The organism is Erwinia sp. 009765445 (genome assembly GCF_058137865.1).
Window position 1 is genome coordinate 141,195 of record NZ_JBYUWC010000013.1, and the last position, 13,852, is coordinate 155,046.

14 protein-coding genes are annotated in these 13,852 nt (G+C 55.2%); 7 read left to right on the forward strand and 7 right to left on the reverse strand.

Translation table 11 applies throughout. The features are described 5' to 3' along the window. Window positions 1-134: 134 nt before the first annotated feature. On the forward strand, window positions 135-1,361 hold the full coding sequence (locus tag AC3Y5R_RS15720; RefSeq protein ID WP_489922118.1) for an L-lactate MFS transporter: 1,227 nt from the start codon (window positions 135-137) through the stop codon (window positions 1,359-1,361). 193 nt (window positions 1,362-1,554) lie between these two features. Here AC3Y5R_RS15720 and AC3Y5R_RS15725 read toward each other — a convergent pair whose 3' ends face one another. Beyond that, a complete protein-coding gene (locus tag AC3Y5R_RS15725) occupies window positions 1,555-2,445 on the reverse strand; it encodes an SMP-30/gluconolactonase/LRE family protein (RefSeq protein ID WP_489922119.1) in 891 nt (296 codons plus the stop codon). A 301-nt stretch (window positions 2,446-2,746) separates the two neighbouring features. On the opposite strand from AC3Y5R_RS15725, the gene AC3Y5R_RS15730 reads away from it, so the two are divergent. Next, window positions 2,747-2,914, forward strand: coding sequence for a hypothetical protein (locus AC3Y5R_RS15730; RefSeq protein ID WP_199257243.1), 168 nt, complete (start codon window positions 2,747-2,749; stop codon window positions 2,912-2,914). 120 nt (window positions 2,915-3,034) lie between these two features. Here the strand turns inward: AC3Y5R_RS15730 and AC3Y5R_RS15735 are convergent, their stop codons facing one another. The 4 genes from AC3Y5R_RS15735 to AC3Y5R_RS15750 all read right to left on the reverse strand — a co-directional run bounded on the left by AC3Y5R_RS15735 (window position 3,035) and on the right by AC3Y5R_RS15750 (window position 5,680). Then, window positions 3,035-3,322: a hypothetical protein gene (locus tag AC3Y5R_RS15735; RefSeq protein WP_489922120.1), complete on the reverse strand. Its 288-nt coding sequence runs from the start codon at window positions 3,320-3,322 to the stop codon at window positions 3,035-3,037. Window positions 3,323-3,572: 250 nt separating this feature from the next. Further along, window positions 3,573-4,382, reverse strand: a complete 810-nt coding sequence (locus AC3Y5R_RS15740) for a nucleoside triphosphate pyrophosphohydrolase family protein (protein ID WP_489922121.1) — start codon at window positions 4,380-4,382, stop codon at window positions 3,573-3,575. A 50-nt stretch (window positions 4,383-4,432) separates the two neighbouring features. Then, entirely contained in the window at window positions 4,433-4,885 is a 453-nt protein-coding gene (locus AC3Y5R_RS15745) for a universal stress protein (RefSeq protein WP_489922122.1), read from the reverse strand. 12 nt (window positions 4,886-4,897) lie between these two features. Further along, a complete protein-coding gene (locus AC3Y5R_RS15750) occupies window positions 4,898-5,680 on the reverse strand; it encodes an IclR family transcriptional regulator (RefSeq protein WP_489922123.1) in 783 nt (260 codons plus the stop codon). A gap of 165 nt (window positions 5,681-5,845) precedes the next feature. Here AC3Y5R_RS15750 and AC3Y5R_RS15755 point away from each other — a divergent pair, with 165 nt between their 5' ends. From AC3Y5R_RS15755 to ypdK, 3 genes are all read left to right on the forward strand, one after another. Next, window positions 5,846-7,429 carry an MFS transporter gene (locus tag AC3Y5R_RS15755; protein ID WP_489922124.1) on the forward strand — a complete coding sequence of 528 codons (1,584 nt, stop codon included), beginning with the start codon at window positions 5,846-5,848 and terminating at the stop codon, window positions 7,427-7,429. A gap of 23 nt (window positions 7,430-7,452) precedes the next feature. Next, the gene (locus tag AC3Y5R_RS15760; protein ID WP_489922144.1) at window positions 7,453-8,481 is read left to right on the forward strand and encodes an HlyD family secretion protein; all 1,029 of its coding nucleotides are present in this window, start codon (window positions 7,453-7,455) and stop codon (window positions 8,479-8,481) included. A 178-nt stretch (window positions 8,482-8,659) separates the two neighbouring features. After that, complete coding sequence (gene ypdK / locus AC3Y5R_RS15765; protein ID WP_124231669.1) at window positions 8,660-8,731, forward strand: membrane protein YpdK; 72 nt, start codon at window positions 8,660-8,662, stop codon at window positions 8,729-8,731. Between the two features lie 48 nt (window positions 8,732-8,779). Here ypdK and alaC read toward each other — a convergent pair whose 3' ends face one another. Together alaC and AC3Y5R_RS15775 are read right to left on the reverse strand one after the other, a co-directional pair. Continuing rightward, the gene (alaC, locus tag AC3Y5R_RS15770) at window positions 8,780-10,015 is read right to left on the reverse strand and encodes an alanine transaminase (protein WP_489922125.1); all 1,236 of its coding nucleotides are present in this window, start codon (window positions 10,013-10,015) and stop codon (window positions 8,780-8,782) included. A 119-nt stretch (window positions 10,016-10,134) separates the two neighbouring features. Further along, window positions 10,135-10,662, reverse strand: coding sequence for a GNAT family N-acetyltransferase (locus AC3Y5R_RS15775; protein WP_489922126.1), 528 nt, complete (start codon window positions 10,660-10,662; stop codon window positions 10,135-10,137). Window positions 10,663-10,782: 120 nt separating this feature from the next. On the opposite strand from AC3Y5R_RS15775, the gene AC3Y5R_RS15780 reads away from it, so the two are divergent. Both AC3Y5R_RS15780 and AC3Y5R_RS15785 read left to right on the forward strand, forming a co-directional pair. After that, complete coding sequence (locus tag AC3Y5R_RS15780; RefSeq protein WP_489922127.1) at window positions 10,783-12,021, forward strand: DUF1479 domain-containing protein; 1,239 nt, start codon at window positions 10,783-10,785, stop codon at window positions 12,019-12,021. 125 nt (window positions 12,022-12,146) lie between these two features. Further along, window positions 12,147-13,832: a LytS/YhcK type 5TM receptor domain-containing protein gene (locus AC3Y5R_RS15785; RefSeq protein ID WP_489922145.1), complete on the forward strand. Its 1,686-nt coding sequence runs from the start codon at window positions 12,147-12,149 to the stop codon at window positions 13,830-13,832. The last annotated feature ends 20 nt before the right edge of the window (window positions 13,833-13,852 follow it).

Here is a 13,852-nt window from a genome sequence, read left to right on the forward strand (position 1 = left end):
TTTGCATCGCCATTCATACCCGCTCAGCGGCATTTCATTCCGTCCTGACGGCAGTTCATGCCTTAATCTCCCCGCGCGCGAAAGAGCGGATTTATTCTGTGCTCAATTTCTTAAACTTTCCCCGGGAGCTTCCCATGAGCACAAAACCCGTCAGCAACAGCGTTAACCGTACACGCTGGCTTACCCTGATCGGCACCATCATCACCCAGTTCGCGCTGGGTTCCGTTTATACCTGGAGCCTGTTCAACGGCCAGCTGTCGCACAAGCTGGATGCGCCGGTCAGCCAGGTAGCTTTCTCCTTTGGTTTGTTGAGCCTCGGCCTGGCGATAGCCTCGTCAGTGGCGGGTAAACTGCAGGAGCGCTTTGGTGTTCGTAACGTCAGCATTGGCGCAGGCGTACTGATGGCACTGGGCTTTTTCCTGACGGCTCATGCCAGTAACCTGTTTATGCTCTATCTCAGCGCGGGCGTGCTGGTCGGCCTGGCCGACGGAGCGGGTTACCTGATGACGCTCTCCAACTGCGTGAAGTGGTTCCCGGAGCGTAAAGGCGTGATATCCGCCTGTGCTATCGGCGCGTACGGCCTGGGCAGCCTGGGCTTTAAATTTATCTGTAGCTACCTGCTGAGCGTGAATAGCCTGGAAACCACCTTTATCATCTGGGGTTGTCTGGCGATGGTGATGGTGATCATTGGCGCGATGCTGATGAAAGATGCACCGAAGCAGCAGACTGCAAAACAGGGCCACAACTCCAGCGCACGTGATTTCTCCCTGGCTCAGGCGGTCCGCCTGCCGCAGTACTGGATGCTGGCTGTGATGTTCCTGACTGCCTGCATGAGCGGTCTGTATGTGATCGGCGTGGCGAAAGATATTGGTGAGGGGCTGGTCCATTTGTCCACCCAGACCGCCGCTAATGCGGTTACCATTATCGCCATCGCTAACCTCAGTGGCCGTCTGGTGCTGGGCGTGCTGTCCGATAAAATGGCGCGTATCCGGGTGATTACTCTGGCACAGGTGGTTTCGCTGGCCGGGATGAGTATTCTGCTGTTCAGCCGGATGAACGAAACCACCTTCTTTATCTCAATCGCCTGCGTTGCCTTCAGCTTTGGCGGCACCATTACGGTCTATCCTTCGCTGGTCAGCGACTTCTTTGGCCTGAATAATCTGACCAAAAACTACGGCCTGATTTACCTGGGCTTCGGGATTGGCAGTGTGATGGGCTCGCTGATTGCTTCGCTGTTTGGTGGCTTTACCGTAACCTTCAGCCTGATTCTGGCACTGCTGGCTATCTCGCTGGTGATGTCGGCGACCATTCGTCTGCCCAATAGTACGCCGGAGAATAAGAAAACCCTGCAACATGCCTGAGGATTACAGACCTGGAAGTCGGAAAATCAAGAATGGTGTGGCCCGGGTAAGACGGACCGCATATTAAGACGCAAAAAACGCCATGGATGGCATCCCGTCTCGCACCGCCCATGGCGCGAGACGCTTGATCCCCTGCCTCTGCCACTCTCGCAGCCAGACAGTGTTATCCTCGCAGTCAGTCTGGTGTAGCCTCTCAGACAACCTGTTTACTGCGAAATAATGGCTCAGCAATCCCCGCCACTTCAACCCGGACGGCGAACACATCGCCGGACTGCGGATACTCTGCCAGCTCCTGCTCCGTGCGATCCTCTCTGGAGCTGGTGATATACAACGTTTTCAGATCTTCACCGCCAAAGGCCACCATGGTTGGCCAGCGAACCGGTAAAGGGATCTCATCCACAATTTCACCGTTAGACGGATTCAGACGGATCACTCTGGAACCATCAAACATCGCCGCCCAGTAGAAACCTTCACTGTCCACCGCAGCGCCATCCGGCAGGCCGCCCTGCTCCTGCACAAAACGTTGCAGCACTTCACGCGGACCAATTTCTCCCTGCTCATTCATTGGATAGCGGTACAGCACGCCGTTTGGCGTATCGGTATGATACATCCAGCGGCTGTCCGGGGAGAAAGCCAGTCCGTTGGAGATCTTGATGTCTTCCGCCTGCACGGTCAGCTGCAGGTTTTCATCCAGCCGGCACAGCTTGCCGCCGTTACGGTCCTGCGGCTCCCACAGGCTGCCACACCAGAAGCGGCCAAAACGGTCAACTCGTCCATCGTTAAACCGGCTGCGCTCTGCCTCACCAGGATTCTGTGCGACTCTCTCAACGATCTGCCCTTTGCTATCCAGCATGCATACGCCACTCCGCAGCGCTGCCACAAAGCCGCCCTCTTCCTTCAGGCCAAAACAACCGATGTGCTCGGCCACGAGCATCACTTTATGTTCGCCGCTGCGCGGATGGAATCGGTGCAGCGCTGGCGCAAGGATGTCGACAAAATAGAGCACCTGCTCGCTGACCGACCAGACCGGACACTCACCAAGCTCCGCCTGAGCCGCCAGTACGTTGTTTACCTGATAGCGCATGATTTCTCCTTTGAATGACTGACAGACCCAGTTTACTGCATAAATCTGCATTTACCGTACCATGCGTGAATTTAAACGTAGCCTATACAGCTCACTGGTCAGCTGTGAAAATTAAGAGCATTCCGGATTAAAAAGCTTTTTTTTAGTCCTTATCTTATTTATGATTATTCCAACAGGCATAGGATAATCCTCACTGAATTATTTTGAAATAACTGCATAAATAACTCTACAAAAGCGGCATCATTCCTCCACTTTTTAAAAGTAAAGTTGTAGTCATTAAAAAAGTGAAGGAGCATTCGCAATGAAAACACTAATTAAAGTAGCTTCGGTTCTGGGCGTAATGATGATGTTGAGCGGATGTATTGTGCACGACGGATATCGCGGAGGACCGGGCTGGCATCACGGCGGTGGCGGCGGCTATCATGGTGGCGGACATCATGGATACGGTCCTGGCCCACACCACTGGTAAGCAAGGTATTATAAGAGGGTGATACGCTTTCACCCTCAAGCGGGCAAAGCCTGCACACGGCAATATAATAAGAAAGAAATGCAAAACATTGGGCGGGAATTTTCTCGCCCATTTTATTTTTTAACTTTTGATACTGTAATTACACTGATACCAGACTTTCATTAACCCCGGCACCCGGCTTTTCTGCGGTTTAATCGGCTCTACCTTGTCAAACCCGCGTTCCGTACAGTAGCGTTCCACATCCTGTTCCATCGCTGTTTTATTAACCGTGGTGGGATTAAAACGATACTGCACAGTATTTACCGCAGGATCCTCATCAACTTTCTCAAATGCACCCGGCTTGTTGGAAGTACAGCCAGCCAACAACACAATGGTCAGGGCCAGTGCGCCAGTAATGACCTTATTCATTTTCCTCTCCTTTCTCCGGTGCCGCATGATAGCAATTCCCCTTCCCACCACCATCGGAAAAGCCTGCATTTGCACAATTTTTACTTTGTGAATGCAATATTTTACCGATTGAATCAATTCAGGCTGCCAACTGGCATGGAATGAAGAGGAATGCGATGATGCATTCAGACACAGCGACATGTCTGACTGACACCAGAGTATTTTATATAACACTATGTTATGCCCGCGGCGAGCGGGCTTTTTTTCGTTCTTAATTCGCGTTTCCGGCAAGAATTATACGTAATACGCCCGCCGAATTATTAACCGGAAGTGCCAGCACAGATTGGTAAAGATCGATTGTCATGTCGCAGAGTTTGGTTTTATCTGCCCCCGGTTCCGCCGGAGCATTCATGGTTTGTAGCGCGCTGCCCCATTTGCTGTATAACGAACGCACAATTTTTTGCAGATCGGCTCTGCTGCGTTCAATATCACTGGCCTGTTCAGCACCGCGGCTGTTCAGCAGGAAATAGTCCATGGTTTGCATCTCACGGTCGCGCAAATCGTCAGGAAAAATCTCAGCGGTGTTCACTCCTCCCCCGACCTGCGGAAACAGAAATTTAAAGCACAGTTCCGCATTCTGCTGACGAAGGGTTTTCATCTCTTCCAGCGAGATCGCCATATAGCGATGAAGAGCTTCATCGCTGGCAGAGCTGATGCGCTGATTCAGCAGGTCAGACAGCATCGGACGCAGCCGCTCCAGCGCCTGTTCCTCACTGGATCCCTCGTCGAGAGCGGCCAGATATTCCCGGTCCAGCTTCTGATAAAGCGAAGGCTGTTGTTCTTTTAGCGTGCGATACACCGGCAGCCCGCTGAAGCGTTGCTGCGCAGCGGCCATCCGGGCTTCATGCTGCTGCCGGGGAAGCTTCATCGCAAAATAGTAATAGTTGCCAACAACTATCAGCACAAAAGCCAGCACCACGGCCATAGCCTTGCTGATGACACCGCGCTTTTGCAGCAGGATAAGAATAAAGATCAGGGCCAGAGCGGCCAGAAAAGAGATTAGTACAGGGGAGTAAATCAAAATAGTTTCCTGGACAAAAGGGCCACGTTTTACGACCCTGAATAACAGAGTCAGTCGGCCCGCACGTCAACAAGAACCGGGCAACTGGCGCGTTCAATCACCGCCGCACTGACCGAACCTTTCAACAGGCGGTTAAATGAAGAGAGATGGCGGCGCCCCATCACGATCATCACCGCGCCAATTTCATTCGCCTGCGCCACGATGGTTTCAGCCGACTCACCGGCAACAACCCGCCCGGTGGCTGCGATCCCTGCCCCCTGGAGTTCAGCCAGCGACTGACGCACGGCCGCTTCAGCGGTATTTTGCTCATCCAGCGCGCTGCCAAAATCGCCAGGATCTTCTCCGGCCTCGATGATATAAGTCCCGGTGGTGGCAGCATAACTGACATCCACGCAGCACAGCACCACGACTTCCGCCTCCAGCGCCCGGGCCTGCTCAGCCGCCAGCGATGTCACCTTGCGGGCAATAACGGAATTATCTACAGCGACTAATAGCTTTTTCATATCCCTCTCCGGTCAGTCACGTAAGGCCGCTTTGCCTATCTCATCCACCAGCGCTTCACGGCATTTCAGGATCTCTTCACGGTAGAGCGCCTCATGCTTCTGAAAACGGGTAGAGGGGACCAGTAAGCTGATGGAAAAGCGTCCCAGTATGGTATCAATCGCCACCGCCATGGTGGAGATCCCTTCCAGCGTCTCGCCCCGGTCATAGGAAAGCCCGGTGCGACGAATTTCCTGCAACCGCTCCAGCAGCTCGGGGAACGCTTTGACGGTCAGATCGGTGATTGCCTCATAGGCATCGCCAACCAGCGCCCTCGCCTGTTCATCCGTATCGAGCGCCAGCAGCGCTTTACCGCCTGAGGTACTGTAAAGCGGCAGGTTCAGCCCGATGCGGGGCACCACACGAAGTTCACGGTCGGCGACCACGTAATGCACGATCGCCAGCTGCAGGCCGCTGGCACGGGCCAGTGACACCGTTTCACCGGTTGCATCACTTAACGCCTGCAGCCAGGGCTGGGCAATGGCCACCACATCGGTATGCACAGTGGCAATCAGCCGCAGCAGTGCCGGGCCAAGACGCACGCCACCGGCACCATGGCTACGCACCAGCTGGACAGAATCCAGCGCGCCAACAATGCGCTGTACTGTGGAACGGGGCAGATCGACCACCTGAGCAATTTCGCCCAGGCTCATGCCATCCGGGCGATCGCCCAGCGCATTCAGAATTCTGGCCGCTCGTGAGATGACCTGGATTCCACCCGTTCGCTCATCTTCACGCAGGATTGAGGGTTCAGACATAAGGTTTCCTTCCTTGCTTGATGCCACTACTTTAGCACTTATTTCCACCTGACAGCACGCTGTATCACATTGCAATACACTTAATCACGATGTAATATCTCTGCGAATGTACCACCATGCAATACAGTGCATCATTAAATAACATTCCTTTGCGGAGCACCTGCCATGAATGCCCAACCCGCAGCGGCCCCAGCCCCTCATCCTTTTACCCTGCGCCTGGCACTGGGTCTGGTTGGGGTGTTGATTGCGGCGCTGACCTCGGGATTAAACGATCGCGTATCCGACCTGGCGCTGGCTGACGTTCGCGCGGCGATCGGCTTCGACTACGACACGGCCAGCTGGATCACATCGGCCTATCAGGCTGCAGAAGTGGCGGCGATGATGGTCGCCCCATGGTTTGCCGTCACCTTTTCACTGCGTCGTTTTGCGCTGGTAGTGGCATGCGGCTTTGCGCTGACCGGTGCATTGCAACCCTTTGCGCCCACGCCATCACTGTTTATCGGCCTGCGCATAGTTCAGGGCATATTTGGTGGCGCTTTGCCACCGCTGCTGATGACCGTGGCGCTGCGTTTTCTGCCGCCAACCATCAAACTCTATGGGCTGGCAACCTATGCACTGACCGCGACTTTCGGACCGAATATCGCGGCTTCGCTGGCAGCATTCTGGACGGATTCTGTCGGCTGGCAGTTTGTATTCTGGCAGGTGATCCCACCGCTGATCATCGCCAGCCTGCTGATCGCCAAAGGGCTACCGCAGGATCCGGTGCGGCTGGAGCGTTTCCGGCAAATCGACCTGTTTGGCATGCTGACTGGCTGCAGCGGGATTGCGCTGATGATCCTGGCGCTGACTCAGGGAGAGAGACTGGACTGGCTGAACTCGCCGCTGATTATCGCCATGCTGCTCTCCTCAGCGGCGTTGCTGATCGTCTTCTTTATTAACGAGTGGTATCACCCCCTCCCGCTGTTCAAGTTACAGATGCTGGAGCGCAAGAATCTGACGCATGGCCTGCTGGTACTGGCTGGCGTGCTGCTGGTTGCCCTTTCCGGCTCGGCATTGCCTTCGGCTTATTTCGGCCAGGTTGAAGGCTTCCGGACGGTACAGTTTGCGCCGCTGGCGCTGGCGATTGGTCTGCCGCAACTTATTATTGCGCCATTTATGGCGGCGCTGCTGAATCGGCGCTGGATTGACTGCCGCTGGATGCTGACCTGCGGCGCGGCGCTGCTGTGCGTCTCCTGCCTGATAGGGATGCAGCTGACCGATGAGTGGGCGCGGCAGAACTTCTGGCTGATCCAGCTACTGCAGGCCTTTGGTCAGCCGATGCTGATCCTGCCGGTGCTGATGAGTGCCACCAGCGTGGTGCAACCGCCGGAAGGACCCTATGCCTCGGCGATGTTTAACACCGTGCGCGGTTTTTCAAGCGTTGCGGCCAGCAGCCTGATCGGGAACTTCCTGAGCCACCGGGAGAAGTTTCATTCACATATTCTGGTCGATCAGCTGGGCAACCGCCCGTGGCTGATGACGTCAGATACCGCAGCCAGCGCCAGCGCGGGGACACCGCTGCTGCCAGACGGCTCGGTCAGTTCAACGGAAAATCTGAGTCACTTTGCCACGCTGGTCAAACACCAGGCGGTGATCCTCAGCATCAGCGATGCCTATCTGCTGATTATCGGCTTTGCCCTGCTATTAGTGCTGCTGACCGCCTGGCTGCCGAAGCGCGTTTATCCGCCACAAACTCTTCTTCAACACTGAACACCGGCCCCGGGATAATAATGATGAGCTTCACACCTGCGAAAAGAACGTTAACGTTAGTATTGCTGTTATTGATCCTGCTGGGGATGGCCTTTTTTGTCTGGTCTGCAATGACCCGCAAGCAGGCACGCACCGATGATGCCGTGATCACCGCCGACTACACCGCGATTGCGCCGAAGGTTTCCGGCTATATCCGCACCGTTAACGTCGGCGATAACCAGCCGGTTAAAGCTGGCGATGTGCTAGCCACCATTGATGACCGGGATTACCGCGTCGCGCTGGAAACAGCCGAAGCTAACCTCCAGCTCAGTCAGGCAAAACTGGCCAACGTGCAGGCCCAGTTGGATCAGCAGCAGGCGACCATCGCGCAAAGCGATGCGGCTGTCAACGCCAGCGAAGCCACGCTGAACTATGCTGGCCAGAACGCAGAACGCTATCGTCGCCTGCTTAAAAGCGGTACCACCACCGCCGACGAGCAGCAAAAAACCCATGCTTCGATGCGTGAAGCCGCAGCCCAGCTACGTCAGAGCCAGGCAGCGGCCCTGTCAGCCAGAAAGGAAGTGAGCATTTTGCAGGCCAGTATCAGGCAGGCTCAGGCGGATATTGCTGCCTCACAGGCCAGTGTCGATCAGGCGCGCCTTAACCTGTCTTACACCACCATCACCGCGCCAATTGATGGATCTGTCGGCCAGCGATCCGCCCGTCAGGGTGCCTGGGTTGCGGCCGGAACCCGTCTGATGGCCGTTGTGCCTTTACAGCAAAGCTATGTGGTGGCTAATTTCCTGGAGACCCAGCTGGGGAACGTTAAGATCGGCCAGCCGGTTTCGATGGAGGTTGATGCCCTGCCCGGCGTCACGCTGCACGGCCATGTTGACAGTATTGCTCCAGCAACCGGCTCCACCTTCGCTGCGATAACGGCGGATAATGCCACCGGTAACTACACCAAGGTCGCCCAGCGCCTGCCGGTAAAAATCCTGCTGGAACCCAATCAGCCCGATCTTTCCCGCCTGCGGGTGGGCATGTCAGTAGTACCGGAAATAGAAATGCCCTGATAGCAGTAAAATGCAAGAGTAATCTCCTTTATTTTACCGTGGAGAGCGGGTAAATTAGCGAACGATCCTGCCATGAGCTGCTCATGGCAACCGGAGAGGAAAAAGCCTTTCCATGTTTAATCTGTTCGCGTTACGCAGGCCCGGATCGACCCAGGTAACCGCTCAGGGGAGTTGTTCGGTGAAATACGCTTTGATGGGAATTTCTTTTATCCTGCTGTTATGGGTTGGCACCTTTTATCTGATGCTGTAGCCCCGCAGGAAAATGAACGGGTCAGGTCTGGCAACCTGACCCCGGTTGTTACTCTTCTTCTTCGCTGGCCTTCACCGTTCCCGGCAAAATCCCATCGGCACGAAACATCGCTTTAATTCCCCTTACCGCCTGACGAATACGATCGCTGTTTTCAATCAGCGCAAAGCGCACGTGCGTATCGCCGTAGTCACCAAAGCCAATTCCCGGCGAGACACAAACTTTCGCTTCCTGCAGCATATGCTTGGCAAATTCCAGCGACCCCATCTGCGCATAATGGTCAGGGATTTTTGCCCAGACGTACATTGACGCTTTCGGGATTTCCACCATCCAGCCCGCTTCGTGCAGCCCTTTCACCAGCACATCGCGACGACGTTTGTACTGCTCAGCGATATCCCGCACACACTGCTGGTCGCCTTCCAGCGCGGCGATAGCCGCCACCTGCAACGGCGTAAAGGTGCCGTAGTCATGATAACTCTTGATGCGGGCGAGTGCCGCCACCAGCTCTTTGTTGCCAACCATAAAGCCGATGCGCCAGCCAGCCATATTGTAGCTTTTTGACAGGGTAAAGAACTCCACCGCCACATCACGTGCACCGGGAACTTCCATAATTGAGGGTGCTTTCCAGCCATCGTAAACGATGTCGGCATAGGCCAGATCGTGGATCACCAGCACGTTATACTGCTTCGCCAGTGCGATCACCCGCTCGAAGAAGTCCAGCTCCACACACTGTGCAGTCGGGTTGGATGGGAAACCGAGGATCATCATTTTCGGTTTCGGGTAACTTTCGCGGATCGCTCTTTCCAGCTCGTTAAAGAAATCGACGCCCGCCACCAACGGCACGGAACGAACCTGCGCACCGGCGATCACCGCGCCGTAAATGTGAATGGGATAGCTCGGGTTAGGCACCAGCACCGTGTCGCCATGATCCAGCGTGGCCAGCATCAGGTGCGCCAGCCCCTCTTTGGATCCGATGGTGACGATTGCTTCCGATTCCGGATCGATCTCCACCTGATAGCGGTCGGCGTACCAGCGTGAAATAGCACGGCGCAGGCGTGGGATACCGCGCGAAGTAGAGTAACCGTGGGTGTCATCGCGCTGTGCGACGGAGCAAAGTTTTTCCACGATATGCGGCGGCGTTGGCCCATCCGGATTGCCCATGCTGAAATCAATGATGTCTTCGCCACGACGGCGAGCGGCCATTTTCAGTTCGGCCGTGATGTTAAACACGTAGGGGGGAAGACGTTCAATGCGGGAAAAACGACGTGCAGAGCTAATGTCAGCCATAGGATCCTCTGATTTACGTTAGCGCCCGGACCGTCCGAGCGACGCTGACCAGAAACTGGTCTGGGAATGAACATATCGCACTGTTCAGCAGGCTGTCGAGTGGGCGGGATAAAATATTTTTATTTATCGGAATTCAGCCTGCCAAACACCCAATCGTTCACCCACTGCCCCCGTAACAGATAATTATCCCGCAGGGTTCCCTCAAGCTGGAAGCCGTTCTTCTCCAGCACCCGCCGCGAAGCCCAGTTTCCTTCCACCACCTGCGCCTTGAGCTTGTGGAACTCACATTCGTCTGACAGGTAATCCACCAACGCACCCAGCGCTTCACTGCCATAGCCCTTGCCGAAGTGTTCACTGAGCAGCGAATAGCCCACTTCTGCCTGGCGATACGGTGCCCACTCGGCGTTGGCACCGATCAGCCCCACCGCTTCACCGCTGTTTTGCAGGCGGATGGTGAAGCACAGCATGTGATAACTGGTGACCTGCCATGAGGCCAGCCGGTCAGAAAAGCGTTGGCGAATATCCGCCAGCTGCGGCACGGCACTGATGAACTGCATGCTGATTGAATCGGTATGCACGCGGTGAAAATGATGCCAGTCGTCAGGCTGCAGGCGGTCCAGCCGCAGCCGTTCAGTAGTCAGTTGCATGGTGCCCTCACTAAAACGGGAAAAAATGAAAATTTACGCCCCTTTTAAGTTCCGCTTTTAAACGCTTTAATTCACATCAACCCTACACAACCATAACTACACAGTTACAGGAGATCGCCGATGTCTTCCCTCAGTATTGAAAATATCCCGCAGGCAGTCGCTGAAATCAAGCGGCAGTTGCGCCAGCAATTACCCAATTATCGTGAAGTTTTTCAGGCTGTTGAACAAAATATTCGTCAGCAAATCGCCGGGCTGAAAGCGGAACAGCTGCGGGGAGAAAACCCTGTGCCACAGCTGCAGGCCGAAGATATCCTGCACAACCGCGTCACAACTCAGCAAAAAGCACAAATCCTGCAGCGTGGCTGCTGTACGGTGCACGGCGTTTTCCCGCAGGAGCAGGCCAGCGCCTGGAACACCGAAATCGGCCGTTACCTGGATAACAATAATTTTGTCGAGCGTCTGAAACATGCCGCTGAGGATAACTATTTTGGCAATCTGAAACAGGGCAAACCGCAAATTTACGGCATTTACTGGTCGCAGCCACAGGTTGAAGCGCGGCAGCATCAGCGGATGCAGGCAGTTCAGGTTTTCCTTAATTCCCTGTGGCAGACGGAGAGTAACGGCAAACAGCATTTCGATCCCAACCGCATTGTCAGCTATGCAGACCGCACCCGCCGCCGTCCGCCAAAATCCAGCTCGCTGGGTCTTTCTCCCCACGTTGATGGAGGCTCGCTGGAGCGCTGGCTGGATGAGAATTTCCGCCATGTTTACCGCCATATCTTCAGCGGTAACTGGCAGCAGTACAATCCTTTCGACGGTGAAGGACGGACCGAGGTGCGCGAGTTTGCCTCCCCAGCGGTCTGTTCAATGTTCCGCACCTTCCAGGGCTGGACGGCACTGACCCCGCAGCACAGGCAAGGCGGCACGCTGAACCTGCTGCCGGTCGCCAATGTGATGGCCTATATCCTGCTGCGGGCAATCCAGGATGACGTGCCGGAAGACGATCTTTGTGGCGCAGCACCCGGGCGGGCCCTTTCAGTCAGTGAAAAATGGCATCCTCTTTTACTTGAAGGGATTTCCCCAATTCCGGATATGGCCCCCGGCGATACCGTTTTCTGGCACTGTGATGTGATCCATGCGGTGGAGAATGAGCATCTGGGCAAGTTCGACAGTAATGTGATGTACATCGCTGCCGCACCGTGGTGCGAAAAGAACGCCGCTTACCTCCAGCGCCAGTGGCCGGCTTTTGTTGAAGGTCGCTCACCGCCTGACTTCGCCGCCGATGACTTCGAAGTTGATTTCAACGGGCGCGCCACGGAGGCTATACTGACGCCGCTGGGTAAATCGCAAATGAGCTGAAATTGATCCAGACAGGGTTGGGGTGAAATCCCTGCCCTGATGCCTGGCACATCCCGCCCGCTTTCCTTATCATAAGAGTTAACCTTCCCCCGCCAGCTGAGGCGCTTGTGCACCCAATGTTTGAAATGTTGCTTGCGGTGCTGGACCGCGCCGCATTAATGCTGATCTGCCTGTTCTTTATGACCCGTATCCGGCATTTCCGCCAGCTGCTGCAGAAAGATGAGCACTCCAGCCAGGAGCTGATGGCGGTTACGGCGATCTTCTCGCTGTTTGCCCTGTTTGGCACCTGGAGCGGCATCCATGTTGACGGATCGCTGCTCAACGTGCGCACCATCGCTATCATGGCGGGCGGCATTCTGTTTGGCCCGTGGGTTGGCATCGTTACCGGCGTAATTGCCGGGCTGCACCGCTTCCTGATTGATATCCACGGTGTTACCTCGGTTCCCTGCCTGATCACCAGTATTACTGCCGGTATCGCTTCCGGTTGGATCAACCTGAAAGTGGCGAAGGAGAAGCGCTGGAGCGTGGGGATCATCGGCGGCATGCTGTGTGAATCCCTGACCATGGTGCTGATTGTTGTCTGGGCAACACCAACTTCGCTGGGGCTGGATATTGTTTCAGAGATCGCCCTGCCCATGATCCTCGGAGCGGTAAGCATCGGCCTGATCGTGCTGCTGATCCAGAGCGTGGAAGGAGAGAAAGAGGCAGTCGCCGCCCGTCAGGCCAAGCTGGCGCTGGAGATAGCCAATAAAACTCTGCCGCTGTTCCGCCAGGTGAACAGCCGCTCGCTGCGCCAGGTTTGCGATATCATTCGCTGCGACATCCACGCGGATGCAGTGGCAATTACCAATAAAAACCAGATCCTCGCCTATGTGGGCGTGGGCGAACAGAACTACCGTGACGGCGATGATGCCATCAGCCCCACCACCGCCAAGGCGATAGCCAACGGCGAAATCATTATTAAAAACAATGATGAAGCCCACCGAACGCCGGAAATTCACTCGATGATTGTGATCCCGCTGTGGGAAAAAGGGATCGTCACCGGCACGCTGAAAATCTATTATCGCCATGCGCACCGCATCACCTGGTCGCTGAAGGAGATGGCCGTTGGCCTGTCGCAGATTATCTCCACTCAGCTGGAAGTTTCCCGCGCCGAACAGCTGCGTGAGATGGCGAACAAAGCCGAGCTGCGGGCGCTGCAGAGCAAGATTAACCCGCACTTCCTGTTTAACGCACTGAATGCCATCTCCTCTTCTATACGTATTAATCCGGACACCGCCCGGATGCTTATCACCAATCTGTCACGCTACCTGCGCTACAACCTGGAGCTGAATGACGACGAGATTATTGATATCAAAAAAGAGCTGTACCAAATCAAGGACTACATTGCCATTGAACAGGCGCGATTCGGTAACAAGCTGACGGTGATTTATGACATCGATGAAGACGTGAACTGCGCGCTTCCCAGTTTGTTGATCCAGCCGCTGGTGGAGAATGCCATCGTACATGGTATTCATCCGTGCCGCGGCAAAGGAGTGGTAACCATCAGCGTAAAAGATCAGGGCGACCGGGTGCGGATTGCGGTGCGGGATACCGGCAACGGCATCAGCGAAGAAGTCGTGGCGCGTGTGGAAAATAACGAAATCCCCGGCAATAAGATCGGCCTGCTCAACGTCCATCACCGCGTGAAGCTGCTCTACGGTGAAGGGCTGCATATTCAGCAATGCAACCCTGGCACTGAAATCGCCTTCTGTATCAGTAAAAACGGGTCCGTGCTGCCCGAAAAACAGCGCGTTTCATTATCGGCTTAAGGCCGTTTTAACCGGGAAAA

Bases quoted from the DNA above. Each gene is read 5' to 3' on its own strand.
- AC3Y5R_RS15750 (WP_489922123.1), bottom strand. From the start codon at position 5,680: ATGTCTGAACCCTCAATCCTGCGTGAAGATGAGCGAACGGGTGGAATC.
- AC3Y5R_RS15755 (WP_489922124.1), top strand. From the start codon at position 5,846: ATGAATGCCCAACCCGCAGCGGCCCCAGCCCCTCATCCTTTTACCCTG.
- AC3Y5R_RS15785 (WP_489922145.1), top strand. From the start codon at position 12,147: ATGTTGCTTGCGGTGCTGGACCGCGCCGCATTAATGCTGATCTGCCTG.
- AC3Y5R_RS15725 (WP_489922119.1), bottom strand. From the start codon at position 2,445: ATGCGCTATCAGGTAAACAACGTACTGGCGGCTCAGGCGGAGCTTGGT.
- AC3Y5R_RS15735 (WP_489922120.1), bottom strand. From the start codon at position 3,322: ATGAATAAGGTCATTACTGGCGCACTGGCCCTGACCATTGTGTTGTTG.
- AC3Y5R_RS15780 (WP_489922127.1), top strand. From the start codon at position 10,783: ATGTCTTCCCTCAGTATTGAAAATATCCCGCAGGCAGTCGCTGAAATC.
- alaC (WP_489922125.1), bottom strand. From the start codon at position 10,015: ATGGCTGACATTAGCTCTGCACGTCGTTTTTCCCGCATTGAACGTCTT.
- AC3Y5R_RS15720 (WP_489922118.1), top strand. From the start codon at position 135: ATGAGCACAAAACCCGTCAGCAACAGCGTTAACCGTACACGCTGGCTT.
- AC3Y5R_RS15760 (WP_489922144.1), top strand. From the start codon at position 7,453: ATGAGCTTCACACCTGCGAAAAGAACGTTAACGTTAGTATTGCTGTTA.
- AC3Y5R_RS15730 (WP_199257243.1), top strand. From the start codon at position 2,747: ATGAAAACACTAATTAAAGTAGCTTCGGTTCTGGGCGTAATGATGATG.
- AC3Y5R_RS15775 (WP_489922126.1), bottom strand. From the start codon at position 10,662: ATGCAACTGACTACTGAACGGCTGCGGCTGGACCGCCTGCAGCCTGAC.
- AC3Y5R_RS15745 (WP_489922122.1), bottom strand. From the start codon at position 4,885: ATGAAAAAGCTATTAGTCGCTGTAGATAATTCCGTTATTGCCCGCAAG.